At 62.4% G+C, this 25,810-nt stretch carries 30 protein-coding genes and 2 pseudogenes; 17 read left to right on the plus strand and 15 right to left on the minus strand.

What is annotated here, in order from left to right; genetic code table 11:
* Nucleotides 1-246: 246 nt before the first annotated feature.
* The gene (locus ABDW49_RS10325; protein WP_343611694.1) at nucleotides 247-636 is read right to left on the minus strand and encodes a hypothetical protein; all 390 of its coding nucleotides are present in this window, start codon (nucleotides 634-636) and stop codon (nucleotides 247-249) included.
* Between the two features lie 313 nt (nucleotides 637-949).
* Here ABDW49_RS10325 and ABDW49_RS10330 point away from each other — a divergent pair, with 313 nt between their 5' ends.
* Nucleotides 950-1,342: a response regulator gene (locus ABDW49_RS10330; RefSeq protein WP_343611695.1), complete on the plus strand. Its 393-nt coding sequence runs from the start codon at nucleotides 950-952 to the stop codon at nucleotides 1,340-1,342.
* 101 nt (nucleotides 1,343-1,443) lie between these two features.
* On the opposite strand, the gene groL is transcribed toward ABDW49_RS10330, so the two are convergent.
* Together groL and groES are read right to left on the minus strand one after the other, a co-directional pair.
* Nucleotides 1,444-3,063 carry a chaperonin GroEL gene (gene groL, locus ABDW49_RS10335; RefSeq protein ID WP_343611696.1) on the minus strand — a complete coding sequence of 540 codons (1,620 nt, stop codon included), beginning with the start codon at nucleotides 3,061-3,063 and terminating at the stop codon, nucleotides 1,444-1,446.
* Between the two features lie 55 nt (nucleotides 3,064-3,118).
* A complete protein-coding gene (gene groES / locus ABDW49_RS10340; RefSeq protein ID WP_068081727.1) occupies nucleotides 3,119-3,433 on the minus strand; it encodes a co-chaperone GroES in 315 nt (104 codons plus the stop codon).
* Nucleotides 3,434-3,704: 271 nt separating this feature from the next.
* Here groES and ABDW49_RS10345 point away from each other — a divergent pair, with 271 nt between their 5' ends.
* The 7 genes and pseudogenes from ABDW49_RS10345 to ABDW49_RS10375 all read left to right on the plus strand — a co-directional run bounded on the left by ABDW49_RS10345 (nucleotide 3,705) and on the right by ABDW49_RS10375 (nucleotide 7,286).
* The gene (locus ABDW49_RS10345) at nucleotides 3,705-3,941 is read left to right on the plus strand and encodes a hypothetical protein (RefSeq protein WP_343611699.1); all 237 of its coding nucleotides are present in this window, start codon (nucleotides 3,705-3,707) and stop codon (nucleotides 3,939-3,941) included.
* The gene (locus tag ABDW49_RS10350; RefSeq protein WP_343611701.1) at nucleotides 3,938-4,207 is read left to right on the plus strand and encodes a protein usg; all 270 of its coding nucleotides are present in this window, start codon (nucleotides 3,938-3,940) and stop codon (nucleotides 4,205-4,207) included. Before ABDW49_RS10345 ends, ABDW49_RS10350 begins: the two co-directional genes overlap by 4 nt.
* Before the next feature lie 210 nt (nucleotides 4,208-4,417).
* Entirely contained in the window at nucleotides 4,418-4,891 is a 474-nt protein-coding gene (locus tag ABDW49_RS10355) for an Hsp20 family protein (protein ID WP_343611702.1), read from the plus strand.
* A gap of 93 nt (nucleotides 4,892-4,984) precedes the next feature.
* A complete protein-coding gene (locus ABDW49_RS10360; protein ID WP_343611703.1) occupies nucleotides 4,985-5,506 on the plus strand; it encodes an Hsp20/alpha crystallin family protein in 522 nt (173 codons plus the stop codon).
* Nucleotides 5,490-5,759: pseudogene (locus ABDW49_RS10365) on the plus strand (NADH dehydrogenase ubiquinone Fe-S protein 4); the annotation flags it as partial. The gene ABDW49_RS10360 and the pseudogene ABDW49_RS10365, both read left to right, overlap by 17 nt.
* A gap of 217 nt (nucleotides 5,760-5,976) precedes the next feature.
* Entirely contained in the window at nucleotides 5,977-6,564 is a 588-nt protein-coding gene (locus tag ABDW49_RS10370) for a hypothetical protein (RefSeq protein ID WP_343614396.1), read from the plus strand.
* 92 nt (nucleotides 6,565-6,656) lie between these two features.
* Nucleotides 6,657-7,286 carry a MarC family protein gene (locus tag ABDW49_RS10375; protein ID WP_343611704.1) on the plus strand — a complete coding sequence of 210 codons (630 nt, stop codon included), beginning with the start codon at nucleotides 6,657-6,659 and terminating at the stop codon, nucleotides 7,284-7,286.
* Nucleotides 7,287-7,566: 280 nt separating this feature from the next.
* On the opposite strand, the gene ABDW49_RS10380 is transcribed toward ABDW49_RS10375, so the two are convergent.
* Genes ABDW49_RS10380 through ABDW49_RS10390 form a run of 3 tightly spaced genes read right to left on the minus strand, consistent with a single transcriptional unit; the run spans nucleotide 7,567 to nucleotide 9,108 of the window.
* Entirely contained in the window at nucleotides 7,567-8,346 is a 780-nt protein-coding gene (locus ABDW49_RS10380) for a PhzF family phenazine biosynthesis protein (RefSeq protein WP_343611705.1), read from the minus strand.
* The gene (locus ABDW49_RS10385; protein ID WP_343611706.1) at nucleotides 8,343-8,633 is read right to left on the minus strand and encodes an NUDIX hydrolase; all 291 of its coding nucleotides are present in this window, start codon (nucleotides 8,631-8,633) and stop codon (nucleotides 8,343-8,345) included. Before ABDW49_RS10385 ends, ABDW49_RS10380 begins: the two co-directional genes overlap by 4 nt.
* A gap of 34 nt (nucleotides 8,634-8,667) precedes the next feature.
* Nucleotides 8,668-9,108, minus strand: coding sequence for a GFA family protein (locus tag ABDW49_RS10390; protein WP_343611708.1), 441 nt, complete (start codon nucleotides 9,106-9,108; stop codon nucleotides 8,668-8,670).
* 206 nt (nucleotides 9,109-9,314) lie between these two features.
* Here ABDW49_RS10390 and ABDW49_RS10395 point away from each other — a divergent pair, with 206 nt between their 5' ends.
* Genes ABDW49_RS10395 through ABDW49_RS10405 form a run of 3 tightly spaced genes read left to right on the plus strand, consistent with a single transcriptional unit; the run spans nucleotide 9,315 to nucleotide 11,722 of the window.
* Nucleotides 9,315-10,067, plus strand: a complete 753-nt coding sequence (locus ABDW49_RS10395) for an NAD(P)-dependent oxidoreductase (protein WP_343611710.1) — start codon at nucleotides 9,315-9,317, stop codon at nucleotides 10,065-10,067.
* A gap of 32 nt (nucleotides 10,068-10,099) precedes the next feature.
* Nucleotides 10,100-10,882 (plus strand): GNAT family N-acetyltransferase, encoded by a 783-nt coding sequence (locus tag ABDW49_RS10400; RefSeq protein ID WP_343611712.1) that lies wholly within the window; start codon nucleotides 10,100-10,102, stop codon nucleotides 10,880-10,882.
* A gap of 6 nt (nucleotides 10,883-10,888) precedes the next feature.
* Nucleotides 10,889-11,722, plus strand: coding sequence for an EamA family transporter (locus tag ABDW49_RS10405; RefSeq protein ID WP_343611714.1), 834 nt, complete (start codon nucleotides 10,889-10,891; stop codon nucleotides 11,720-11,722).
* Here ABDW49_RS10405 and ABDW49_RS10410 read toward each other — a convergent pair whose 3' ends face one another.
* The 5 genes from ABDW49_RS10410 to ABDW49_RS10430 all read right to left on the minus strand — a co-directional run bounded on the left by ABDW49_RS10410 (nucleotide 11,723) and on the right by ABDW49_RS10430 (nucleotide 16,178).
* A complete protein-coding gene (locus ABDW49_RS10410; RefSeq protein ID WP_343611716.1) occupies nucleotides 11,723-12,607 on the minus strand; it encodes an NAD(P)-dependent oxidoreductase in 885 nt (294 codons plus the stop codon). It lies immediately after the preceding gene.
* Nucleotides 12,608-12,669: 62 nt separating this feature from the next.
* The gene (locus ABDW49_RS10415) at nucleotides 12,670-13,581 is read right to left on the minus strand and encodes a cyclase family protein (RefSeq protein ID WP_343611718.1); all 912 of its coding nucleotides are present in this window, start codon (nucleotides 13,579-13,581) and stop codon (nucleotides 12,670-12,672) included.
* Nucleotides 13,578-14,132, minus strand: a complete 555-nt coding sequence (locus tag ABDW49_RS10420; protein WP_343611720.1) for a CGNR zinc finger domain-containing protein — start codon at nucleotides 14,130-14,132, stop codon at nucleotides 13,578-13,580. Before ABDW49_RS10420 ends, ABDW49_RS10415 begins: the two co-directional genes overlap by 4 nt.
* 613 nt (nucleotides 14,133-14,745) lie before the next feature.
* Entirely contained in the window at nucleotides 14,746-15,414 is a 669-nt protein-coding gene (locus tag ABDW49_RS10425; RefSeq protein ID WP_343611722.1) for a glutathione S-transferase family protein, read from the minus strand.
* An 86-nt stretch (nucleotides 15,415-15,500) separates the two neighbouring features.
* A complete protein-coding gene (locus ABDW49_RS10430) occupies nucleotides 15,501-16,178 on the minus strand; it encodes a peroxiredoxin-like family protein (protein ID WP_343611723.1) in 678 nt (225 codons plus the stop codon).
* A 125-nt stretch (nucleotides 16,179-16,303) separates the two neighbouring features.
* On the opposite strand from ABDW49_RS10430, the gene ABDW49_RS10435 reads away from it, so the two are divergent.
* Nucleotides 16,304-17,179, plus strand: coding sequence for a LysR substrate-binding domain-containing protein (locus ABDW49_RS10435; protein ID WP_343614235.1), 876 nt, complete (start codon nucleotides 16,304-16,306; stop codon nucleotides 17,177-17,179).
* A 209-nt stretch (nucleotides 17,180-17,388) separates the two neighbouring features.
* Here ABDW49_RS10435 and ABDW49_RS10440 read toward each other — a convergent pair whose 3' ends face one another.
* A complete protein-coding gene (locus ABDW49_RS10440) occupies nucleotides 17,389-18,462 on the minus strand; it encodes an aspartyl protease family protein (protein ID WP_343611724.1) in 1,074 nt (357 codons plus the stop codon).
* A gap of 834 nt (nucleotides 18,463-19,296) precedes the next feature.
* A pseudogene (locus ABDW49_RS10445) lies at nucleotides 19,297-20,464 on the minus strand (IS3 family transposase).
* Nucleotides 20,465-20,500: 36 nt separating this feature from the next.
* Here ABDW49_RS10445 and ABDW49_RS10450 point away from each other — a divergent pair.
* The 4 genes from ABDW49_RS10450 to ABDW49_RS10465 all read left to right on the plus strand — a co-directional run bounded on the left by ABDW49_RS10450 (nucleotide 20,501) and on the right by ABDW49_RS10465 (nucleotide 23,010).
* Nucleotides 20,501-20,725, plus strand: a complete 225-nt coding sequence (locus ABDW49_RS10450; protein WP_343611726.1) for an SDR family oxidoreductase — start codon at nucleotides 20,501-20,503, stop codon at nucleotides 20,723-20,725.
* A 91-nt stretch (nucleotides 20,726-20,816) separates the two neighbouring features.
* Nucleotides 20,817-21,308 carry a nucleoside deaminase gene (locus ABDW49_RS10455; protein WP_343611728.1) on the plus strand — a complete coding sequence of 164 codons (492 nt, stop codon included), beginning with the start codon at nucleotides 20,817-20,819 and terminating at the stop codon, nucleotides 21,306-21,308.
* A 133-nt stretch (nucleotides 21,309-21,441) separates the two neighbouring features.
* Nucleotides 21,442-22,377 (plus strand): hypothetical protein, encoded by a 936-nt coding sequence (locus tag ABDW49_RS10460; protein ID WP_343611729.1) that lies wholly within the window; start codon nucleotides 21,442-21,444, stop codon nucleotides 22,375-22,377.
* A 72-nt stretch (nucleotides 22,378-22,449) separates the two neighbouring features.
* Nucleotides 22,450-23,010, plus strand: a complete 561-nt coding sequence (locus ABDW49_RS10465; RefSeq protein ID WP_343611730.1) for a flavin reductase family protein — start codon at nucleotides 22,450-22,452, stop codon at nucleotides 23,008-23,010.
* A gap of 6 nt (nucleotides 23,011-23,016) precedes the next feature.
* On the opposite strand, the gene ABDW49_RS10470 is transcribed toward ABDW49_RS10465, so the two are convergent.
* Both ABDW49_RS10470 and ABDW49_RS10475 read right to left on the minus strand, forming a co-directional pair.
* Nucleotides 23,017-23,415, minus strand: a complete 399-nt coding sequence (locus tag ABDW49_RS10470; RefSeq protein WP_343611731.1) for a hypothetical protein — start codon at nucleotides 23,413-23,415, stop codon at nucleotides 23,017-23,019.
* Between the two features lie 30 nt (nucleotides 23,416-23,445).
* A complete protein-coding gene (locus ABDW49_RS10475; RefSeq protein ID WP_343611732.1) occupies nucleotides 23,446-24,849 on the minus strand; it encodes a dihydrolipoyl dehydrogenase in 1,404 nt (467 codons plus the stop codon).
* Between the two features lie 186 nt (nucleotides 24,850-25,035).
* Between ABDW49_RS10475 and ABDW49_RS10480 the strand changes: the two genes are divergently transcribed.
* Nucleotides 25,036-25,800, plus strand: coding sequence for an SDR family oxidoreductase (locus ABDW49_RS10480; protein WP_343611734.1), 765 nt, complete (start codon nucleotides 25,036-25,038; stop codon nucleotides 25,798-25,800).
* Nucleotides 25,801-25,810: the final 10 nt, after the last annotated feature.

Below are 25,810 nucleotides of genomic sequence, written 5' to 3' on the forward strand. Positions count from 1 at the left end.
ATAATCCAAAAAGTATCTGATTTCAAAGAAACTTGTTGGATGAATTTTCAACTGTTCCACGCAATGCGCCCTGCGTTTGAAAAGCCACAATTTCCCTAAGTATGCCTGCCGAATTTGGTTTCCTCGGCACTCCAGTTTTAGCCGCTCTATCTGTCTGGTCAACTATTAGAATTTCGTCTTCGATTGGCGGCCGTTCTGAGGTGAGCGGGGCTCCGTTTCACATGAGGCAGATGAACCAATGGCGCCTTAGTCGTGGCGTCCGGAAGGTCCGCTGTCTATGATAAAGGTGGGCATATCAGACATTGGATCAGCGGTGAGCAGCATTGTTCGTTGACCCAGGCGCGGGAAGTTATGTTCGACCTGATATTTGATGAGTGCCGCGCTTCTCGGGATCACATCCTCCAGCAAGCGCCGAAGTTCAGGGATGTCCCATTGTCCATTGCCCAGTGCATAAAAAGGCTGGCCGATGGTGTCATCGCTATCAACCCCGAAGGTTTCGAAGAATGCGCGGCTCGCGGCCTGGACGCTGAGGCTGCTTGCTATCCAGCACCACCAGCAGATCCGAAACCGTGCCGACAATCCCCTGCGCCTGCACATGACTGACGCGCAGAAAACGATAAAGGTCATCGTGTTCATGCGCGAGGTGTTGCATCCGCAGGAGGCGAACGCAACAGAGAGCCCTTCGAGCCGCATGACAAATCGCCACTATGGCGCCACGCGCTCGACCAACTGAGCCATCTGTGTGACGAAAGGAATTTCGTTATACCACCCGCCGTAACCCAAAGGGATAGGATCTTTGAGCACAGTTAAGTATTATACCCGATAGCCAAGATCCGCTTTCGCCGGAAATCCCCTCATTGGGCCCGACGAATCGCTGTCGAGCAAGGTGGAAATCGAATGAATTTGCAGCCCTTTCCACCGCGCCAATCAGCCGACCCAGGCGGTGCAAATGGCTGCAGATGCTAAAAATCCGCGTCGGATACTGGTCGTCGATGACGAATGGCTTCTAGCGACGTGGCTTGCAGAGGCGTTGGAGGACGTTGGCTATCTGGTGCAGACCGCGTCGGATGGTCAGGAAGCGCTCGCCCACGTTTCAACTTTCAGGCCCGATCTTGTGATCACCGATTTCATGATGCCTCGTCTGACCGGGCTTGAGCTCGCCACGGCTTTGCGGGCTCTGCCAGACCTGGGCAACACCCCGATCATTCTCGTGAGCGGCGCGCAGGGCGCAATTGGCCGGGGGCGACCGGACCTGTTCGAGGCCGTCTTTGAAAAGCCCTATGAGATCGATGCACTTCTCGTTGAGGTCAGCCGCCTATGCCCAAACTGCGGATCGGCATGACTGACCGCATCACCTTATAGTGTGCCAACGCGCCTATCCGGGGTGGAGCTGGCAATCCCGATGGGGCGGGCCCCTGCCCAGGCAAGGGCCCGCCTGTCCTATTAGAAATCCATCGCCGGCATGGGCGTGGCTTTCTCCTCCTTGGGTAATTCGGCAACAAGGGCCTCGGTTGTAATCAGGAGCGAAGCAACCGATGCCGCATCCTGGAGAGCGGTGCGCACGACCTTCGCCGGATCGATGACGCCCGATTTCACGAGATCCTCATAGTCCCCGCTCGCGGCATTGAAGCCCCAATTGTAGTCGTCGCTTTCGAGCAATTTGCCCACGATGAAGGCGCCGTCTTCGCCGGCATTGTCGACGATCTGGCGGACCGGCGCCCGCAAGGCGCGTCGCACGATGTCGATGCCCGACTGCTGATCGTCATTGGCCACCTTGAGGCCGTCCAGAGCCTTGATGGAGCGCAGTAGAGCGATACCACCACCCGGCAGGATCCCTTCCTCGACAGCGGCACGAGTCGCATGAAGCGCGTCGTCCACGCGGTCCTTGCGCTCCTTAACCTCGACTTCGGTGGCTCCGCCGACGCGGATCACCGCGACGCCGCCCGCAAGCTTGGCGACGCGTTCCTGGAGCTTCTCGCGGTCGTAGTCGCTGGTCGTGGCTTCAATCTGCGCCCGGATCTGGGCGACGCGGGCCTCGATGTCGGAGCCGACTCCGGCGCCATCGACGACGGTCGTATTGTCCTTGTCGATGATGATCCGCTTGGCACGGCCAAGCATATCAATGGTGATGCTCTCCAGTTTGGTGCCAAGCTCCTCACTGACGACATTGCCGCCGGTCAGAATGGCGATGTCTTCGAGCATGGCCTTGCGGCGGTCACCAAATCCGGGAGCCTTGACCGCCGCAACCTTGAGGCCGCCCCGCAGCCTGTTGACCACAAGCGTCGCGAGCGCCTCGCCCTCGACGTCCTCGGCGATGATGAGCAGGGGCCGTCCCGACTGCACCACCTTCTCCAGCAGCGGCACCATCGGCTGCAGGTTCGAGAGCTTTTTCTCGTGAATGAGGATATAGGGATCGTCGAGCTCGACCTTCAGCTTCTCGGTGTCGGTCACGAAGTAGGGCGAGAGATAGCCACGGTCGAACTGCATGCCCTCAACCGTCTCGAGTTCGGTTGCCAGGCTCTTGGCCTCCTCGACGGTGATGACGCCCTCGTTACCGACCTTTTCCATCGCCTCGGCAAGAATGCGACCGACTTCCTCGTCGCCATTGGCGGAGATTGTCGCGACCTGCGCGATCTCGCTGTTGGCGCTGACCTGCTTGGAATGTGCCTCAAGATCCTTGACGACGGTCGTCACGGCAAGGTCGATACCGCGCTTGACGTCCATCGGGTTCATGCCTGCGGCAACCGCCTTAGAGCCCTCACGCACAATGGCCTGAGCCAGAACCGTCGCGGTGGTCGTGCCGTCCCCGGCTTTGTCGTTCTGTTTGTTGGCAACCTCGCGCAGCATCTGCGCCCCCATGTTCTCGAACTTGTCCTTCAGTTCGATTTCCTTGGCGACGCTCACGCCATCCTTGGTGATGCGCGGCGCGCCGAACGACTTTTCGATAACGACATTGCGCCCCTTGGGGCCTAGCGTCACCTTCACTGCGTTGGCCAGCGTATCCACGCCGCGCAGCATGCGATCACGCGCGTCTGACGCAAACTTCACTTCCTTGGCAGCCATTGCCAAACTCCTTTCCTATTTTTCCTTCCTGAATGTTAGAGGATGACAAGCGCTCTCAGGCGGCCTGTTTCAGCTCAGCCTGGGTCTCGACGACGCCGAGGATGTCGCTCTCCTTCATGATGAGCAGATCCTCGCCACCGATCTTGACCTCGGTCCCCGACCACTTGCCGAAGAGGACGCGGTCCCCGGCCTTGACCGACAGCTCGACGAGCCGACCGGCCTCGTCGCGCGTGCCTGGGCCAACAGCAACGACTTCGCCTTCCTGCGGCTTTTCCTTGGCTGTATCGGGAATGATGATTCCGCCCGAGGTTTTCTCCTCGGCTTCGATGCGGCGAACGACCACACGGTCGTGCAAGGGGCGGAAATGCATGGCAAAACCTCCAGATGCAAAACAAGATGTGATGAGCCTGTCGTTCATCTGCGCGACAGGTGGGCGTAAATTATGAAAAGCCTTTTTCGGGTTCAAGAGGGGGCCGAAAAAATTTTGGCAGTCACATTCGCTGAGTGCCAGATCACCGTCTTCGGGCACGCCCCCCTCGCCGATTTCGGATCTTGACGCGACTCGATGACGCACCAAAATACCGGGCCGTCGGCATCGACCGACGCATCGAAAGAGCGACACATGGAAAGGAGAGACGGCCATGTCGCAGCCATTCTCACGTTTTCTTCACCCCTTCGATGTCGCGCATCACCCGAGCCTGGAGCCCGAAGTGAAGCGTGCCATCCTTGCTTCCTGGGCATCTGATCGGTCCGCCGTGCGCAACAAGCCGGCCCTGCGCAAACCGCCTGGCGCGAAACGGGCATTCCCGATCGATGATATTCTCGCCGCCATGCGAGAACTCGACCAAGGCCAGGACACAAACCGCTCCCTGCAATGACCGACAGAGGCTTTCTGGCGCAGCTGAAGGGCTATGGGCTGACCACGGCGGAAATCCATTTCTTCCGTCTTGACGCCCCTTCGCTTCTGCAGCTGTTCGTCTGGCAGGACTATGATCTCGCGCCCGACTTTCCGGTGCTGTTCGGATTTCTCGACCACTGGCGGCGCGAGATCGAAGCCCCCCTCCATTCGGTGCGTATCGCGCATGACAAGCTCGTTCGCCCCACCGAATGGCGCGCCGCGCACCCCATTCTGCCGCTGCCATGACAGGCGATTCCGCACGCGGTGATTGAGAGTGGCAGCCGATGAACCTTGGTCTTGAAAAATTTTTCTCAGGCCATCTTGAAGCCGATTTTGACAAAATTAGATTGCGAGCGCCGGGTGCCACTGTCGGGCCCGGTGGGTCATGGAGGGCGCCGGCTCTTTGCGTTACCGGCGCAGCTCATGCCCAGATCGCTCAACAGAGGATTTGGAACGATGAGAACCACGTTTGACTTTACGCCCTATCGGCGAACCACGGTCGGTTTCGACCGCCTGTTCAACATGCTTGAAACGAGCGCCCGCGAGGAAGAAGGGTTTCCGCCTTTCGATATCCTCAAGCTCGGTGAGGACAGCTACCGCATCACGCTCGCTGTCGCGGGCTTCCGGCCCGAAGAGATCGAGGTGGTCGCCCAGCAGAACCTGCTCACCGTTACCGGCAAGCGGGCGAGCGACGATGGTGAGGGCAAGTATCTGCATCGCGGTATCGCGCTGCGGGCCTTCGAGCGCCGATTCCAGCTGGCGGACTTCGTTGAGGTCGGAAACGCCGCCTTCGAGAACGGCCTTCTCTCGATCGATCTCAAGCGGGTCGTGCCCGAAGCCATGAAGCCGCGCCGTATCGAGATCGGTAGCGGCGAGCTGGCGACCCCGCGCCTCAGCGAGGTTAAGGAGCAAGTCAGCCAAGCCGCCTGACCTGCTCACCGACCTGCCGACGCACTGCCGGCCCTTCCGGCGGCGGCGTCGGCAGGTTCAGCCTTACATCCAGCCAGAAAGGAGATGACCATCATGGCTTTTCGTGATCTCATTCCCTGGAGCCGGCGGGACAACCGGCTGCCGGTTCCAGTGCGCGCTGAACAGCAGCAGGATGCGCAGATGCTGTCACTGCTGTACTTCCACCGTGAGGTAAACCGCCTGTTCGACGATGTCTTTCGCGGTTTTGGCGTGCCGGCCTTCGACGGAGCCGACCGCGGCTCCTCATGGCCGCGCGTTGAACTCGCCGAGACCGACAAGGAACTGCGCATCACCGCCGAACTGCCTGGGCTCGACGAGAACGACATCGAGATCGGCATCAAGGATGGTGCGCTCACCTTGAGCGGTGAGAAGCGCGCCGAAGTCGAGGACAAGGATCGCGGCTATTCCGAGCGGAGTTATGGCCGCTTCGAACGCCGGATCGGCCTTCCCAGCGGTATCGTCGGCGATAACGTCAGTGCGACGTTCGAGAACGGCGTGCTGACCGTCATCTTGCCCGTGACGGAGGCGACGAACGAGAATGTTCGTCGGATCCCGATCCATGGGAAGGCGGCGTGATGAAACGGTCCGGGACTTCGGTCCCGGGCCCATCGCCAATGACAATCAGGCGCCGCCGTGTCCCGCGAGCGCGCTACCCCGCGACGCGCAGGCACTGATCGAACCCTTGCCTGGTGCGGTAAGCCAGGGAGGAAAGGCCAGGGCAGGGCAATGGCGTGTACGGTTCCTGCCGCGCTGGGCCCCGGTTGCCGAGCCGCTGATGGGCTGGACGGGCGGTGGCGATCCGCTCGAGCAGATCGAACTGCACTTCTCCGATCGGCAGGCGGCTGTCGATTATTGCCATCGGCAGGGTCTCTCCTGCCTCGTTCATGGATGTGTCCAAAGCCCAACGTCGTCTCCGACGCGCTCGCGTGACGTTGCACTCGGGTCTTGCGTCGGATCCGAAGCCCGAACTTTGCTGGCGCATCGGCCGCGCCCTTTGAAGCGAACGGGCTTGCCCCTTCAACACACCAATCATGGAAGGACGACTGATGCACAAGTTGTTTCGTACAGCCTCTCTTTTCGGCGTCGCGATGCTTGCAGTTGCGGGAACCGCGCTGGCTGCCTCTGGTGCCAGCAAGGTCATGACCGTCAATCTCCCCGATGGCTCGCTCGCCCATATCGAATATCAGGGCGATGTGGCGCCCCAGGTGAAAATCGATCCGCCGAAGCGCTTGATGCCGCCAGCGCTGTTCGATCCGGTCGCTTTCACACCATTTGGCATGGATTGGGCCTTCGCACAGATGGACCAGCAGGCCGCCGCGATGATGCGTCAGGTTGATGCGCTGCGACTGGCAAGTCTAACTGAAGGTGGCAAAGCGGATCTGACAGCGCTCGGAAAAATGCCGGCCGGAACCGTGAGCTACAGCTTCGTCTCCACCTCGGATGGTCGGCACACCTGCAGTCGCTCGTGGCAGCTCACATCGCAGGGTGGCGCGACCCAGCCCAAACTGGTCTCGACAAGCTCAGGCGATTGCGCGCCAGAGGGCACGGTGGCACCGACGGCCACGCCGCATGGCTTGACCGCGCCGAATCCCGATCAGGACGCGGCATCCAACAAACCCGCCGTCACAATCTGATCAGGCCAAGCGACGCTTACTTGCCGTAATCCCGTGCAGCCGGGCTCCGTGCCCGGCTGCACCCCTGCCTCTGAATCTTTCGACAAGCACTCATGCACGTCCCACCCAACATCCTGTCCGCCTTCGTGACGCTGCTTGTGACGATCGGCCCGGTAGAAACCGCCGTTGTCTTCGCAAGTCTTACCGCCGGCGTCCATCACGAGCAGCGAGGCAGTCTCGCGCGGCGCTCGATTCTGATCGCAGGCCTGGTCCTGTTGCTGTTTGCGACCGGCGGAGCCCTCGTGCTCTCGCTCCTGCATGTCTCTTTGTCTGCGTTTCGCTTCGCTGGCGGCATCTTGCTGTTTCTTCAGGCGCTGACGCTCACTTTCTCCAGTCCCGGTCTCTCTTCACTCAACTCCAAGGAACGGGAGGATGCGGAACGCCCGGGTGACATTGCCGTCTTCCCACTTGCGTTTCCTCTTATCGCCGGACCCGGGAGTTTGTCTGCCGCGGTGTTGGTCATGGGCCGGACGGCGGGATGGATCGAAGGCCTGAGCGTTTTGGCCATGATTCTGGCCTGTATGCTGCTAACCTTTGGGGCCATGCGCGTGGCCGAGCGTTTGATCGCGGTTCTGGGAGCAACCGGCGCGGACGTCGTCAGCCGGATTTCCGGCGTGCTGTTGGCAGGGCTTGCAGCACAATTCGTCTTTGACGGCTTGGCCAGTGCGCCATTTATCCGGTGAGAAATAGATAATCTTTTGAACAAAAAGATATCAGACACTACGGAATGTATATGAGCGCGCCTGATGGCAGATGTTTGTATAAACCGACGTTACATAAGATGCATCGGAACGGCGTAAGCTGGTCGCCTGCCGACATCAGCGCGCTCAACAAGCCGCTCGAATAGCCTTTTGGAACTGTTAGGCGGATATGTTCATGGTGATCTTAATCTGGCTGATGATAGCCTGACTGCATTGCGCTGCTCTGCGAATAAAGTTCACCAAGGAGTCGGTCCAAAAACGGTCAAACAAGCATCCGCCCCTCCGCCGCCTTGACGGCGCGCCCGCCAATTTTGATCGACAATGCGCTACCTTGCCCGGTTGCAGAGATGTAGAGTTTGCTCGGCCGGTGCATTTTGACGCCTTGGCGGCTCACCATGCGACCTGCCCGCGCGAGCGGCACCAAGCCATGGATCACGAGATAGGCTCCCAACGGGCCGGTGGCATTGCCGGTCGCCGCGTCTTCGGTCACGCCGAAGCCCAGCATACGGCTATAGGCGGTGGCATTATCACCGGCCGCCTCCAGCGAGAAAATCAAGACGCCGCGCCGGATCAAGCCAGCCTTGTCGAGCAAAGTCCCCATGGCACCGCGATCGAGCTGCGCGCGGTCCACCGCCGCGCGGGTTTTGACCGGGAACATGAGGAAGGGCGCGCCACAGGAAACCTGCTGGATCGGCAGATCGGCCAGATCCTCCGCCATGAGCCCCATGGCCGCAGCGGCTGCGGTGCGGTCGCCAATGACGCCATCGAGCTTGGGCGGCTGCTGCTGCATCCAGGCAAAGGCAAGACGACCCTCATGCCATTCCAGATCGATCTGCGTCGGTCCGACGCCCAGTTGCAGCATGATCGAGTGGCGACCCGGCGCAATCAGCTTTCGCTCTGCCAGCGAAAACACGGTGCCGACGGTGGGATGGCCGGCGATGGGAATTTCGGCGCCGCTGTTCATCGCGAAGAAGCGCACTTGGAAATCGCAGCCCGGTGTGGAAGCGGGGAAGACGAAGGTGCACTCCGAATAGTTGATCACACGGCGATCAGGAAATAATGGTGACGGATCGTCCCATCCTCGGCCCGATCGAGGACATCGACGCAGTTAAACACCGGACCTGCCTCGGCCTGGATGCCGGTTTCCTCAAGCAGCTCGCGAACGGCGGCCTGTGCGATCGTCTCGCCAAAGTCGATCTTGCCACCGGGAAAGCCCCACAAGCCGACGTCCGGCGGATTGGCGCGACGGACCAGCAGGACGGATCCATCCCGGATCACGGCGGCAATCGTGGCCGGCACAGGTCTGCGAACGGATGATGGGGTGATCATGTTTGGATATACATCATCTTATCGTAGGACCGGCTTACGCCGGATCGCTCTGATCGTTCGGGATGTATCGCAGTGTCCCGGCGCGCAGGGTAACTCCGTCATTGTCGCGGGAGTGGCGGACGCCGTCGAAGACTGGCACTTCTTCGAAGTCAAAGGGGCTTACCCCATCGAGACAGGCAACGTTGACGCCATACTGGTTCGGGTTGGATCGGCGCTGATGGTGGGTGTAGATCCCGCAGCGCGAGCAGAAGAAATGCTGTGCTGTTTGCGTGTTGAAGCGGTAGCTGGTGAGCATCTCTTCGCCCTGGAGCAGGCGGATGCCACCCAGTTCAGCCGAGACGGCGATCGCGCCGCGCATCCGGCAATAGGAGCAGGTGCAGCGACGGATCGTGTTCAAGCCATCGCTCAACGTGGCTTCGAACCGCACCGATCCGCAATGACATCCGCCGAGCATGGTGGTGACTGTTTCTGTCATGGGCGTTTTCCCTTGCGACGATGGCAGATTGCAGGAGTAGCGGTTTGGCGCGTGACGGCCAGCCGCAAGAAATCCGATTTCGACTGTACCATTGCCTTGAGGGAGGTCGGTACCACGACGATGGTACAGTCAAAGCTGGCGGTCTTGGTGCTTCCCAGGCGCAGCATTGCGCTGCACCTGATGCGCAGATCATCAAGGAGGGCGCGATGCCTCACACTATCTTCCTGGCGGGTGCCGCCGGCGTTATCGGGCAGCGATTGGTTCCATTGCTGCTGCAGCAAGGGCACACGGTTTTCGGTACGACGCGCTCGGCAGAGCGTGCGGCTCATCTCGAGGCGGCGGGCGCTCGGCCGGTGATCGTCGATGTGTTCGATGCCGAGGCCCTGGCGCGCGCGGTGGCAGATGCTGCGCCGACGGTCGTCATCCACCAGCTTACCGATCTTTCCGGCGACATGGCTACGGATCCGGAAGCGGCCCGGCGTGCCAATGCTCGGCTGCGCCGCGAAGGAACGCCCAACCTGGTAAGGGCATCGGTGGCAACCGGCGCCCGGCGGATCATCGCGCAGAGCATTGCCTGGGCCTATGCGCCGGGCACGCCGCCCTATGCAGAGGAGGACCCGCTGGAAGTCGATGCGGACGGCGCGCGGGGCACGACGATTCGGGAAGGGATCGTCCCGCTTGAGCGCGCCGTGCTCGAGACGCCGGGGATCGAAGGCGTGGTGCTGCGCTACGGCCAGCTCTTCGGCCCCGGAACCTGGAGCGAGGCGCCGGATGGCGCGTCGCCGCTGCATGTCGATGCCGCAGCCTACGCCGCCGTTCTCGCGATCGATCACGGGGCGCCCGGCATCTACAACGTCGCCAATCCGGGCGGCGAGGTCCGCATCGACAAGGCGATCTCGGCACTCGGCTGGAACCCGGACTTCCGTATGGCCGCACAGCAGGTGGCGCCCACCGCATGAGGGATCGTCCACCTCCTCCCGGCGCGGTCGCCGTGATCTTCGTCTCGGGTCGCACACAGGCAGATGCCGAGGGTTATGCTGCTGCGGCCGAGGCCATGGCAACCGCCGCGGCAGCGCGTGACGGATATCTGGGGATCGTTTCGTCGCGTGATGCTGCTGGCGTCGGAATCACCGTCAGCTGGTGGCGCAACCATGCCGATGCGCACGCGTGGCAGGACGATCCCGATCATTCGCTCATCCGCGAGCAGGGGCGGGCGGTATGGTATGATCGGTATCAGGTGATCGTGGCGACGGTGGAGCATGCGTACGATTGGCAGCGATCCCTTTCCCCGTTCAAAGCTGATGGAGGCCCGGCTTTTGAGGTGCGTGAAGATGATCTGAGCGGTGAGGAGACCCGCGCCCTGCTTGCGCTGCATCTGGCAGGTATGCGGGCGGATTCCCCGCCGGACAATGTTCACGCGCTCGATCTGACCGGGCTTACAATGCCCGAAGTCTCGGTTTGGACGGCTTGGTCCGGCCACCGTGTCGCCGCCGTCGGCGCCCTCAAAATGATGCCTGATGGTACGGCCGAGGTGAAGTCGATGCGCACCCACCCGGACTTTCTCCGCCGGGGAGCGGCCCGGGCCATCCTCGACACGATCATTGCCGTGGCCAAGGCTCGCGGCGTTCGGCGGCTAAGCCTCGAAACAGGAAGCCTGCCGTCGTTCGACCCGGCGGTTGCGCTCTATCGTAGTCGGGGGTTTGAGGAGGGGCCGGCTTTCTCACACTACACGGAGGGCGGCTTTAGTCGTTTTCTCCACCTCGATCTTCGCTGACTCCTCGTGATTGCCGCGGTCTTCCCTGTCATTCTGGTCGCAGCGGCGCTGCACGCGACCTGGAACGCGATCATCCGGGGCGGCGAGGACAGGGGCTTGATGACCGCCCTGGTTACAGGGGCTGCGGCAGCAATCGCCATGGTCGGCCTGCCGTTCCTGCCGGCGCCCGCGCGCCTAAGCTGGCCCTTCCTGGCCGGATCGGCAATCCTGTCCATCAGCTATTATGGGCTGGTCGCGTGGACATATCGGGTCGCGGAGATGAGCCGCACCTATCCGCTGATGCGGGGTGCCGCGCCGTTGCTGGTCGCGATCGCGAGCACCACCATCCTGGACGAACCATTGCGCTGGCAAGCCTGGTGCGGTGTCGCTGTCGTCTGTGCCGGTATCCTTGGCGTGGCAGGAAACCCGCTCCGCTCGCTGGACAAGGGGGCGGGCCTCGCACTGCTCAATGCGGTTGTCATTGCCGGCTACACGATGGTCGATGGCGCTGGTGTGCGGCAATCAGGATCCGCAGCGGCCTACACCTTGTGGATCTTCCTGCTGACCGGCATTCCGCTGACAAGCTGGGCTATCATGCGGCGCGGCCAGGTGTTCCGCGCCTACTTGGGGCGGCACTGGCGCTTGGGCATTGTCGGAGGGGCAAGCACCACCGCATCCTATGGGCTCGCGCTGTGGGTCATGACGCTGGTCCCCGTCGCCATCGTAGCGGCGTTGCGGGAAACAGCGATCCTGTTCGGTGTTCTGATATCGGCGGTTTTTCTTAAGGAATCTGTGGGGCCCGCGCGCATTATCGCGGCTATTCTCATTGCCGCCGGTGCGGCTCTGCTCCGCGCCAGTTGATCACCCCGCCGGCTGGTTGTGCGTGACCTCCTCAAGTGCGCGAAGCACTCCGATCATGTCGATGCCCCCGAATCCCATCTCGTCCGCCTGCGCATAGAGCGCTTTTGCGTGGTCGAGCAAAGGCGTTGCAACCGCCGAGGAGCGGGCGGCATCGGCAACCAGCCGACTGTTCATCAGCACGTCGGCGAGGCTGGCCTGGGGCGTGAAGTCGTCGTTCACCAGCTTGTCGAGCTTTATGCGTGACACGTCGCTGGACATGGGGCCGGCATCGATGACGGCACGGAAGAGCGCGATATCGAGCCCCGCGGCGCGGGCGAAGTGTGCCGCTTCCACCAACCCGGTAACCATGGTGATCAGGAAGAGGTTGACGGCCAGCTTCATGGCCAGACCGCTGGGCACGCGGCCGCAGGCAAAGGTCTTGCTGCACATCGGCTGAAGCAAGTCGCGCACTGCGGCGACGTCCGCCTCCTCGCCCGCAACCATGGCGACCAGAGAGCCCTGCTCGGCCGGCACTCGCGACCCGGAAACCGGGGCCTCGACGTAGCGACCGCCCGCCGCTTCGATTGCGGCAGCAAGTTCCCGAGAAAAGTCGGCCGACGTCGTTCCCATATGGACGATCAGACGGCCGCGAACATTGTCGGCGAATGCCGCGGAACCGCGTTCCAGCACCGCATCGATCGCCGCCTCGTTGGCGAGCATGAGCAGCACGGTGGCAGCGCCCCGGATGGCATCCCGGGCCGAAGGGGCGATCGTTGCGCCGAACTCGGCCAGACTTTCAAGCGCCGGCGGGGAACGATTCCACACCGTCAGACCCGGCTGTGTTTTCAGAAGATTGGCCGCCATCGGCGCGCCCATATGGCCAAGTCCCAGAAACGCGACAGTCATCAAAACCTCCTCGGCTTCCGCCCCGCAAACGCGACGCTGGCGGAATTAAGCACTCTGTCGGATCAGACCTCGCGCCCATCGATGATCGCATGCGCGCGAACCGGAAAGGTGCCGACCTTCTTGAACTTGGGCGGCACCGCCCAGAAGCGGAAGCCTTCCGCAGGCAGCGACTGAAGATTGGTCAGGTGCTCGACGATCGAGATGCCGGCCGCAAGCAACACCGAATGAACGGGCCGCGTCCCACCGGATGTATCGTCAATGTTGAATGAGTCGATCCCGACGAGCCGCGCGCCGCTATCGCGCAGATGGATCGCCGCCCGTTCGGTCAGGTGGACGTGATTCTCGAAATATTGATCTGTGCGCCAATGCGCGTCCCATCCGGTATGGACGAGGACCACCTTGTCGCGCACGTCGATGGCGGCGAGCATCGTCCAGTCGATCGCGCGGCCTGTTGTTCCCGTCACGTTGATCACCACCCCAGGGCAGCCAGAGACCGTCTCGAGGTTCAGTGCCGACAGATCATAGCCGTCGGCGTAGCGATGGAAGGGCGTATCGAGATAGGTGCCGGTGTTACCGACCATCTCGATCCGATCAATCTGAAACTCGGTGCCGGGATCATAGCTCTGCCGCGACGCCTCGCGTGAAAGATGGTCGCAGATGAGCGGCACCGGCAGGCCCTTGTAGGTGATCATGCCTGCTTCGATCACATGGCTGAGATCGATCCGCTGCGCTTCCGCATTCGCTGCGGCCGGCGTCTTGCGCGCCCGCTTGTGCGGTTCCTGGATGACGCGCTTGTTGAGAATAGCGACACGGCTGACCATCAGCAGACGCAGGTCGGCGATGATGTAGGCGCCCAGGGCGTCGTCCGTGATGTCCTCATCCTCGATGTCGAGTCGGAATTCCTGCCCCTGAAGTGCGCCGCCATTGGCGAACTCGATCTCGAAGTCGAACTGGACGCGGTGTTCGGTTCTCATGTGGCGCTTCCTTCCTGGGATTTTCTGGCGCGGTGTTCACGTACCTTCGCGCGGTTGCCGCAGCCGCTGGCGGACGAGCACCAGCGACGTCTCCCGGCCGGAGATTTGTCGACGAACATCATCCGGCATTCCGGGCAAAGGCGAACTCGGCCGAGTTGGGCGTCGGCCAGAGTTCCGACCGCATCACCCGCGAGCAGTGCAAGCGCCGCACGCACGCGATCCCCGGAGACGTGAACGACTTCGCTGTTCACCCATTGTGGACGGGGCGGGGTTCCCAGCGCCAAAGCATTGATCCCGTCGATATCGGCCGGTGCCGGCATTTTGCCGTTCATGATCGCGAGAGCCGCTCGATAGAGCGCGTCCCGCAGCGCGCGTGCATCGACCAGATCGGTTTCGAGCGCTTCTCTACCTTCGGGATCGAGCAAGGATGCTTCCCGCAGCCAGCGCGTGAAATCCTGCGGCGTCGCCAAGCGCTCGATGTCAGCTCCACCACGGTTTCCCACGGTGTCGACGAGGCAAAGTGAAGGAGAGCCGGCTGAAAATTCGAACATGACGAGAACGTAACAATATGATGTGGTTACGTCAATATTGCGCCGGTTGGAAGAAATCCGCGCAGAGAGATCATCGCGATACGCATAGCGTCGATATTAAAGGAGTTTTATGAGATTTGTATATTCAATTTCTCGGTGAGCGAGGCCTAGCGCCACCCGTCGCGGCCGCTCGAACAATCACCTCAGATGCTAATTTGTGCGTTTTAGTAGTGATAGAGAGATTGGTCTGCTCGAAGTATACCTTTTTAAGACCGGGTTTTCAGGGTCCAGTTTGGCGATAAGTGCATCAATCGGCGACCATTTGATAAATTAGCAGACCACGTAAAGCGGACCAGTATTTCCTGAAGCGAGACTGCCCATGACAACTGCCTCGCAGCCTGAACGTAGGGCAGGTTAAAGTGGGCACGGCGTGGCTCCTGAATGGCGGGTTTGTCAGCGGGAGAGGGCTGGGCGATCCGCCGGAAGTCGTTTGACTTTTGGTTTGTGGCATCCGGGAAGGCAGCAGGGCCGCCATCTGGGCCGCCATATCCAGGGCAGATAGCCAAAAAGAACGCGCTTTGAGCGGCTTCTGCAGGTGGAGGCTGGACGCCTGCAGAAGCCCGGGCACCGCGCTTCAGAATTTGAGGCCGACAGCGGCGATGGCCGCATCCATCCGTCCGTCGAGTTCCCGCTTCGTTTCGGCCCACGCCGGTACGGTGTCCAGCAATCGCTGCTGCCATGCCAGCAGATGAGGGAATTCGTCGAAGGGAACCTTCGTTCGGGCGGATTGGGAAAAGGGCGCGGCAATGTCGATGTCGGCGAGGGTCAGTCGGTCGCCGACAATGAATCGACGTTGCGCCAGATGGCGGTCCAGCACGGCACCCGCCGCGCGAATGTTGGCGAAGGCGAGATCGGTAATGCTGGCATCCCCGGTCTGGCCCATGAAGGGTTTGACGATCCGCTCATTGAAGGTGAGGGTTGAAAAGACACGCCACTGCTCACCGGACCAGAACATCCATTGCAGCACCTCATGCCGCTCACGCGCCGACGAGCCGAGCAAATCGCTCCCGACCTTTTTCGCGAGATAGAGGTTGATCGCCGAGGCCTCGTAAAGGACGGTATCGCCATCGACCATCACCGGTGTCAGGCCATGCGGGTTGAGTGCCAAAAACTCGGGCGTATGGCTTTCGCCCTTGAACAGATCGATGTTCGCCCGCTCGATGGCGATGCCCATGATCGCTGCTGCCGTGGTGACGCGACGCAAACTGCCCGAGCCGGGATCGCCGTAAATCTTGATGGACATGAGAAGACATCCTGAAGGGGGAGGGCCGCGCTCGCCCCGTCGATAGGGACAATATGGCGCGGCCCGATGATAATCCTGGGGGAGTTTCAGGCCGGCGAAGCGGCGCGCAGACGGTCAAGCACCGGCAGCAGTTCGGAGGGATCGGGACGGCGCGTGTAGTCGGGATTGACCTCGGCATAGGCGATCACCCCATCCGTGCCGATCACATAGCGCGCGGGCATCGGCAGCACCCAGGCGGGGTCTTCGTTGATCTTGGGCAGATCGTTGCCGAACTGCTTGTAGACCTCGATCAGATCGACGGGAAGGGCGAAGCGGAGGCCGAAATCGGCGCCGACCGCCGTATGCGTGTCGCTCAGGATCGGGAAGCTTAGCTTGTTGTCACGCTGAGACTTGCGGCTGTTGGCTGCCGTCTGGGGCGAGATGGCGACAAGGCTGGCACCGCGCGCCTCGATCTCCGCGCGGATCTCTTCCAGCGCCTGAAGGTCATGGTTGCAATAGGGGCACCAGACGCCGCGATAGAAGGTCACCACCAAAGGCCCCCTGGCCAGCAGGTCACGCGAATGGACGCTGCGTCCATCGGCGTCCTGCAGGGTGAATTCGGGCGCGGTATCGCCCGCCTTGAGGGCATAGTCGGCCTGCCCGCTGTCGATCAGCGTCTGGGTCGCGCCCTGCATCGTGTCGAGCTGGTCGCGGGTGGGCACCAGCGGAAAGCGCCCGTTTTCGAAATCCTCGCGCAGCGCGTCGAGCTTGTCCTGAAGCTTCATCACCATTCTCCGTCTCGCGGCATGATCGCCGTGAAAGGGGAATTAGGTCATTCATAAATTCTCGTGTATTCCTTGAATATGGACAACATATATCCGTATTTCGAATGAGTGACCGCTGGCAGGAAATGGCGGTTTTCGTGCGCGTCGCCCAAAGCGGCGCCCTGTCGCGCGCCGCGCGGGAGTTGAAACTGTCTCAACCCTCGGTCTCGCGGATCATCGCCACGCTGGAGGCCCGGCTGGGGACCACGCTGCTGCTGCGCACGACCCGCAGCATCTCCTTGACCGAAGCCGGTGCCCTTTATCTGGAGCGCGCGAAACATCTGCTCGCCGAGATGGAGGAGGCCGAGCAGGTGACGCGGGGCATTGACTCGCTGCATGGCGTGATCCGGCTGGCCATGCCGGTGCTGTATGGCACGCGGGCCGTGATCCCCGCACTGGCGAGTTTCCTGGCCCGCCACCCGGACCTGCGGGTCGAGATGATCATGAGCGATGCGCGCCAGAACCTCATCACCGAAGGCGTCGATGTCGCCATCCGCCTGGGCGTGGGAACGCTCGATGATTCGACCTTCGGCGCGCGCAAACTCGCCCAGGTCGAGCGGCTTGTGGTTGCTGCCCCCTCCTATCTTGCCGCCCATGGCATGCCCGCCAATCCGGGCGAGCTGGCCCGGCATCATTGCATCGTCCAGCATGGCGTTTTCGGTCCGGAAAGCTGGCGCTTTACGCACAACCAGACGGTGACATCGGTCGATGTGCCCGCCAAGCTCTGGATCAACTCGGCGCCGGGCATTCTGGCGGCGGCGGTGGCCGGGCTGGGGGTTGCGCTGGCCACCAATGTCATGGCTGGCGAGGAGTTGCGCTCCGGCCAGCTGGTGCGGTTGCTTGAGGCGTATCGGCTGGACCCGGCGCACGTCTATGCGGTCTTCCCGGCGGGACCCAGACCCTCTGCAAAAGTCCGGGCGATTGTCGAGCATCTGGCCATGACACTGGGGACAATGGCCTGAAATGCCCTGCCGTGACAATATTAGTCCAGACAAGAAACCAAAGGCCGCATGAATGGATGACTGCTTGCGGCGAGGTCGCTTTTAGGTCTGAAAGGCCGCTTTGTCAGCGACGATTGCCTGAGCGTGGTGCCAGCCAGCTGCCGGCAGCCATCATGCCAAGGTTCAGCGGCGGCCGAACATCGGGCTATCGTCCACCTCAAGGGCTGATGTTACAGGTAATCTTCCAAGGTGAGGCTGATGTCTCGCCGCGCACCGGCCCGCTCGACCGTTAAGGGGATCACGGTTCCGGCGGACTCGAACATCTGCTTGCGAAGCTTCCTAAAATCGGCCCCGATCAGCAGATCGCCAGCTAGTAGGTCCGCCTTTGCGGCCGGGCTACCTGCGCCGACAACCCCGATCTTTACATTCGGACCGGCAGGCTCGATCCACAACCCCGCAAAATTGTACTTTTGAAGGGCGAATGGCAGCGCATTTCGCTTAAGATACAGCGTCTCATCCTTGGTCTGCGTGGCCATGTTAAAGCGGCTCAATACCGGCAATCCGATGATGCCGTGTGGGAAGATGTCCCAGTCGGGATGTTCGGTGATGGTCACGATGACGTCTGTCATCGTACCTGCAAGTTGCAAGGGCGCGCGTACCATCCGTCCCTTACCGTCGGGCGCGGCAGGCGCCCATCGCGGAGCATTCCACAGGCTGGTCGCATCCGCCGTTTTGCGATAGATATGCATTGGCGATGTCCAGCCGGTGTCCAATCCGAAGCGAAAGCTGTGGCCCGCCAGCGTCGCATCGGCAGCAATAAAGGCTGACGCCTTCACATTGCCCGCGTGAAAGATGCCCTTCTCAAAGCGGCTCCAGCCACTGCGGTCCGGCGCGCCATCACGATAGATGCGCCATTCCCTGGTTTCGAAATCCAGTTCGCAATCGCCCGCTGTCAGAACCCCGGCGGCCAGCGAACCGATGGCACCGTCCATGAAATTGACCACATCGACGCCGGCGATAACCGAGACAGGCTGCCGCACCTGGCCGGCAAAAATCAGATCGGGCACGACGAAAATGGGATAGTTTCCAGCACCCTGGTGTAGGTTGAGGAAAGTGGATCCCATTTGCTTCAACTTCAATTTCTTTGCTATCTCAAGCTCTATCAGTCCTACCGTACCGCCCGTGTCGACGACAAAGCGAAATGGCCCCTGAGAACCTATGGTGCAATCGACCAGCACCCGCGAGTCCGTCAGGGTGATGGGAATGCGGTAGGGCGCCGTGGCTGCCCGTGCGATCCCGGACATGGCAGCAGTTGCTCCTGCCCCGGCAAGAAAGACCCGACGATCAACCGGCATACTCCAACCCCAATCAGACAGCGCAGCAGGGAATTTTCTACCTTCCCGCTGGCTGCGGATGATACAAAGCCAATGATATTAAGAATCATTTTCGTAGGCGGCGTTATTTCCGGCGATACAAGTCCAATGTCGTCGCCTGAATGCTCCTGGCCGGATTTGTCGCGCATTCGCCTTTGATCTTGTGGAAAAGGTCATCCGTGTTTCTGATCGCCGTCCGCGTTTGAGCCCCGGCTGACTGCAATGCTGACCAAAAACCCGCTAGCCAGAACTTCGTGGAAGACGCATTTGGGTCATCAAATGCTACTGAACACACCTTCTCGCCGCCCAGCGTAATGCTGTCACTCAACAAAGGCTGCGTGGTGGAAGCAGTTGCCTGCGCCAAGAGCAGTGCCGCTACAATCAAGGTGAGCCTCAAAATTTCGAGATGAAAACCGTGGCTCAAAATGCATATTTATTGTGACATCTCAAGGTACGAATTTATACAATTTTTCTCTGATTTGAAGCGCCATACCAGAGAGGATGGCGCAATTCGGCTAAGCGAGTTCCTGATATTTCGCATACTGCATTAGGCCTGCATCCACGACAAAATCGAAGGATCTACGGATATGCTGATGTTGGCTGTAGCCCTCATGGCCGACCCTTTTCTCGGGTCCACTCGGGCACTCGTAAACTGCGACATTAGCCGAACTGAGATCAGATGGGCGCTGCAGAGCAATCGTGATCCGCAATTTGAGCTTTACCTCGACCCTTGATCGGCCCCCACTGAGTGGTCCGTGTTGATTGTTAGTGCATTGTTGCTTCCGGCGCCATGGCCGACCGTAGGTGGAGCGCAGCGGAACCGGAGGGCGGCCATGGCGGCGTCGCTGTTTCCGGTGCCGGCGGTCGATAGCCGAGCGAGCTGTGCGGGCGGATGGTGTTATAGTGCCGCCGCCAGGCTTCGATCAGGATCTTCGCCTCGGCCAGCGTGTAGAAGATCTCCCCGTTCAACAGTTCATCGCGCATCGAGCCGTTGAAGGACTCACAATAGCCATTTTCCCATGGGCTGCCGGGCGTGATGTAGAGCGTCTTCACACCGATCCTGGCCAGCCATTGCTGCACGGCCGTGGCGATAAATTCAGGACCATTGTCCGAACGTATATGTGCCGGCGGGCCGCGAGTGATGAACAGATCGGCCAGCGCCGCCAGCACATCCTCGCTTCTGAGCCGTCTCGCGACCGGCAAGGCCAAGCACTCCCTGCTGGCCTCGTCGATGATCGATAGGATGCGGAACTTGCGGCCTTCGTGGGTGCGGCCCTCGACGAAGTCGTAGGACCACACATGCCCCGGATACTCGGGTCGCAGCCGGATGCACGATCCGTCATTGAGCCAGAGACGGCCGCGTTTCGGCTGCTTCTGCGGCACTTTGAGCCCCTCGCGCCGCCAGATGCGCTCGACCCGCTTGCGGTTCACGTGCCAGCCGGCATCGCGCAGCAAGGCCGTCACCCGGCGATAGCCATAACGACCATATTGCCGAGCCAGAGCGATGATGTCCTCTGTGAGAGCTGCTTCCTCGTCTGCCCCGCGGGGGCCTTGCGCTGTGTCGATCGATGCTGGCCGAGCACACGGCAGACCCGCCGCTCGGAGACAGTCATCATCCCTTGGATGTGGTCGATACAGCGACGTCGGCGCGCGGGGCTCAGTAGTTTCCCCGTGCAGCCTCCTGGAGGATCATCTTGTCTAGCGTTAGGTCCGACACCGCCTGCCGAAGCCGAGCATTCTCGCGCTCCAAGTCCTTCATCCGCCGCGCCTGATCCATCTTCAGGCCGCCATACTCCTTGCGCCAGCGATAGTAGCTCTGTTCGGTGACGCCGATCCGTCGGCAGGCATCCGCCACCGTCCCACCCTGCGCCAGCACGATCTCCGCTTCACGCAGCTTGCCGATGATCTCCTCCGGCTTGTGCTTCCGAGCCATTCCATTCCTCCTTCGTGATCCAGACTATGATAGTCGATGGGCCACTCAGAAGGGGGCAGATCAAATGCCATCGCGCCGGGCTGGATCAGCGGAGCCACCGATCTGCGGCCCATCGACCATACCCAGCATCCCGCCGGGCGCGTGGGCCGGCCCGACGATATTGCCGATGCCGTGCTCTACCTTGCCGATGCCGGCTTTGTGACGGGTACGGTCCTCACCATCGATGGCGGCATGACCCGCAAGATGATCTATGCCGAATAGGCCTGGGGCGGTGGAACCATTGCCCAGGCCACGGGCTTAAACCTGCCACAGGATCGCCGCTTCCTCGCGGCGACCGGAAAGGTGATGGCCCTTGCTGACCCAGGATGAGCATTTCATGCGGATGGCGATTGCCGTCGCCGCTGCGGAGGGGCGTGACCCGGCGCTCTCGCCCATCGGCTGCGTCGTCGTGCGCGAGGGCAGGGTGCTGAGCGCCACCAAAAACGCCGTGGAGCGGCTGCATGATGCCACCGCCCACGCCGAAATGCTGGCTTTGCGTGAGAGCGGCGCGGGGTTCGAGAAGGGCGATCTGGGCGGAGCGACGCTCTATTCCACGCTTCAGCCCTGCGGCATGTGCACCATGGCCTCGATCTGGGCCAAGGTGGGGCGCATCGTCTATGGCGCCGGGCGCGAGGACGTGCACCGCATGTATTTCGAGGACCGCCATATCGATACGCTGAACATCATCGCCGATGCCTGGCGCGATGATCTCTCGCTGACCGGCGGCGTGCTGCGCGAGGATTGCGCCAGCCTCTATTTCCGCCCCTGGGACGATGTGCCGAGGGAGCAGCAGGGCAATCTTTGACGATGGATGCGCCGCCGCCATCGCCTTAACCCTTGCCGCGCACGACAAAACCGATTGCAAAACTTGCATCGGACCATGGCGCGCCGCCAGCCCTTTCCTCCAGAGGAACCAGGCAAACGACAGCGAGGGCCCCATGGAGTTTATCCCGCGCGGCATCATTGCCGTGGACAAGCAGGGTGACCGCATCCTGTTTCTCGACCCCGTCACGCTGGAGGTGGTCGATGGCATCGAGCAGATGCCGATCCTTCCGCATGAACTGGCCGTGGCGCCCGACCGGCGCCGCGCCTATGTGCCCGCCTATGGCGATGGCGTGCATGGCGACAATCCGCATCCCGGCCATGTGCTGAGCGTGATCGATCTCGACAGCCGCGAAAGGCAGGGCGATATCGATCTCGCGCCGCTCACGGCCCCCCACACCGGGCGTTTCGGGCCCGATGGGCTGCTGTTCGTCGCCTGTGAGGACAGCGCGGCGATCGCGGTGGTCGATGGCGCCTGCGACCATATGATCGGCGGTATCCCGACCGGATCGCGCAAGAGTCATCGCCTGATCGTGCTGTCCCGGCGCGGGCTGATCTGTACCGACAATGAGGAGGCCGCCAGCGTCTCCCTGCTGAGCCTGAGCGATCACCGCCTGCTGGGCAAGGTGGAGCTGCCCGGCGCGATTGCGGGCATCACCGCCGCCGCCGATGAAAGCCGGATCTATTGCACCGATGCCAGCGCGCCGCGCCTCTGGCCGATCCGGCTGGCGGATGGCAAGGTCGAGCCGCCGATTGCGCTGCACGGCCATGACCGCAGCGCGCAGGTGGTGCGCCTGAGCGCGGACCAAAGCTCGCTGATGGTGATCGGCGATCACGAGCCGGTGGTGACGCTGCTCGATCTGGAGAGCGGGCAGCAGCGCATCGTCGAGGTGGGCGCCAAGCCGATGGATGCGGCCTTCCATCCCGATTGCCGCACGGCGCTGGTGGCCAATGAGGGCGAGGGTTCGGTGACGCAGATCGATCTGGCGCAGGCGGAAGTGCTGCGCAAGGTGAAGGTGGGCACCGGCTGCGAGACGCTGGCCTATTTCTAGCGCCGGTTGGGCCGGACCTATCGCGGGCTTCAGGCGCTCCATCGGCAACCGAAGTTAGGGAAGGCGTGTGTTATGAAGCATCCCGCCAAGCAGGATTTCCCGGTCAGCCAGGTGCGGCGCTATCTTGAGCTCGGGCCCATCGTTCTGGTCTCTTCGGCGCTGGGCGAGCAGCGCAATGTGATGACGCTGGGCTGGCATACGGTGCTGGAGTTCTCGCCCTCGCTGGTCGGGCTGATGATCTCGGCGGGCAATCACAGCTTTTCGCTGATCCGGGAGAGCGGCGAATGCGTGATCAATCTGCCCACCACCGCCCTGACCGACATCGTGGTGGGCATCGGCAACACGACCGGCGCGCAGATCGATAAATTCGCTCATTTCGGCCTGACGCCGCTCAAGACCGACAAGGTAAAAGCGCCCCTGATCGCCGAATGCCACGCCAGCTTCGAATGCCGCCTGCATGAGGCGGCGCTGGTCGATAGCCTCAACTTCTTTGTCTTCGAGGTGGTCAAGGCCCATGTCGCCCCCACGCCCAAACATCCCGAAACCCTGCATTACCGGGGCGACGGCAGCTTTATGGTCTCGGGCAAGGTGATCAGCCGGCGCGGGCTCTTTCGCCCCGAGATGCTGGATTAGCGGCTTCTACCGCGCCCGGTCATGGCTGATGGCCTGCTCGTCGGGCGGCGTGGCGCCCTCGGCGGCGGGGCTGGTGCCGCCGATCTGATAGGAGGCGCGCTTGGGCTGCAGGGGGATGAAGGGCACGCTGTGCAGCGCGGCACAGGCCTGCCCCAGCCGGTCCTGATCGACCGTCACGCGAATCACGGCGCCGCCGCGATGCACGGCCTCGGCAAGGGGCTGGGCGTCCTGCGCATCGACACCCGCGCGCATGAGAGCCGCCAGCAGGGCATCGCGGCCATGCAGGTCGGGCCCCGGCGCGATGATGCTGATCGCCTCGCGCGGCACCGCCGCCCGTTCAAGTTCCCCGGCGGCCTGCCGGGCGAGGGCGGGGGTGTCGAACAGGCGTGTGATCGTCTCGGTCATGCTCTTTCCTTTCCCGAAGCTTGGATAACCTCATCCGCCAGAGGGATGTCCTTCGTCGCTGGCACCGGGCGCCTCGCTGCCCACCGCCTTGCAGATCATGCGCAGCGCCGGTTTCAGCCCTTCCTCCAGCGTGGGGTGATAGAAGGGGCGTTCCAGCAGGGCGCTGGCGGTCAATCCGCTCTCGATCGACCAGGCCAGCAGATGCGCCAGATGCTCCGCCCCGGGGCACAGCAGGATCGCGCCCAGCAGCTTCCCATCGGCGCGATCCGCGTGCAGATGGGCCAGACCCACCGCCTTGGCCTCGATGCGCGCCCGGCCCTGATCGCTGTAATCGGCGGTGCCGACGACCAGATCCTCGCCATGCACCTGCCCGACTTTGGCCAGCGCGGGATCGGTGAACATGATCGAGAAGGGCACGTTGCGATGGCCCTGTTCCACATTGGGGAAGCGTGCCGCATTGTAACCGGCAATGGCGCCCTGCGCCGAAGCCTCGTGAAGCACCGGGCGCTCGGCATCGGCATCGCCGGCGATAAAGATGGCGCTCTGGCCACATTGCGCCGTGGCGCGGTCGAAAACGGGCACGCCATGCTTGTCGAGCGCCAGCCCTGTCGCGCCCAGATCGAGGCCATCGAGCGCGGGCGGGCGACCCGTTGCCACCAGCACCTTGTCGAACAGGCCTTCGCCCGATGTGCGGCCTGTCCAGCGCAGGCGGGCCTTGCCCTCGCTGATCTGCGCCGTGATCTTGACGCCATTGACCACCGTCATCTCCTGCCGCAGCACATCGCTCAGGCGGCTGGCGATGGGCTCGTCTTCTAGACCGGCCAGCCGGGTGCCCTCGTCCAGCAAGGTCACCTTGACACGCAGCCGGGCCATGGCCTGCGCCAGTTCCAGCCCCAGCGGCCCGGCGCCGATCACCGCGAGCGTTTCGGGCAGGGTTTCCAGCTCGAAAAGCGTCTCATTGGTCAGCGCCAGATCGCCCAGCGCCACGAAACTCTCAGGGATGGTAGGGCGCGAGCCGGTCGCGATCACGATGGCCTGGGCCGTAACGCGGGTGCCATCGTCGATCAGCAGCGTGCCCGCATCGGCAAAGCGGGCCGTGCCGCGCAGCATGCTGCTGGAGGGGATTTTGGCGATCTCCTCGCGCGTCGCCTCGGCGAAGCGGTCGCGCTCGCGGCGCAGGCGCTGCATCACGCCATGGCCGCTGATCTGCGCGCTGGCCGCAATGCCGAACAGGGGCGCTTGCCGCACCGCATAGGCGGCATCCGCCGCCGCGATCAGCAGCTTGGAGGGCATGCAGCCGACATTGGCGCAGGTGGTTCCAGAAAATTCCGGATCGATGATCAGCGTGCGTGCTCCGGCCCGGCGGGCGCTGCGCTCGGCGGACAGGCCCGCAGTGCCGGCGCCGATGATGGCGACGTCACAAGATAGATCCATGGAAGGCAACTTTCATAAACAGGCCGGGCGCGGCAATCTGGGTTGCGCGGCGGTCCGGGCGGGGAACGTCTCCCTGTTGCGAAGAGACAGGCAGGCCCGAGGTTCCCTGACGCCGCGCCACCCGGCGTGGAACACCAGGGGCAGGCGGCCATTCTGCGAAGAGAAGCCCTGCGCGAAGGAACCCCCATGGCCACCATCGATCTCTCCGACGCGCATACCCGGCGCACCAGCCTTCACGGGCGCAAGGCCATCATCACCGGCGGCACCACCGGCATTGGCCGGGCCATCGCGGTGCTGCTGGCGAGCGAGGGCGTGGAGGTGTTCATCTGCGGCCTCAGCCCCGATCATCTGGCCGATGCGCTGGAGCGCATCCGGCAGTTGGGCAAGGGGGATGGCCTCAGCACCGATCTGGCCGATCCCGAGCAGTTGGAGGCCTTCTTCTCGGCGGCGCGCGAGGCGCTGGGCCAGCCCGATCTGGTGGTGGTCAATGCCGCGGTGCCCGCCCGCGCTCTGTCCGATATGACGCGGGATGAGCTGCGCTATGCCGTCGCCGTCGATTTCACCGCCTATCTGCTGAGCGCCCATGCCGCTCAGGCGATGCTGGGCAAGGGGGGCGATATCGTGCTGATCGGATCGATGAGCGCCCATGTGCTGGGGCCGGGCTCCACGGTCTATGCCGGGATCAAGGCGGGCATTGCCGGCTTTGCCGAGGCCTTGCGGCGGGAGTTGGGCCCCAAGGGCATCAGGGTCAGTCTGGTCGAGCCGGGCAAGACCGGGGCGGATTTCCAGTACCCCGATATCCCCGAAGAAAAGCAGCGGGCGATGATCGCGGAAGAGACCATGCTGCGCGCCGAGGACATCGCGGTGGGCGTGCATTATCTGCTGACCCAGCCAAGGCGTACTGTGGTGCAACAATTGACCATCGTGCCGCGCGGGCAAGAAGCGGAATAGGGCGGATGGC

This window comes from Novosphingobium sp. (assembly GCF_039595395.1).
In the GTDB taxonomy this organism is placed as follows: domain Bacteria; phylum Pseudomonadota; class Alphaproteobacteria; order Sphingomonadales; family Sphingomonadaceae; genus Novosphingobium.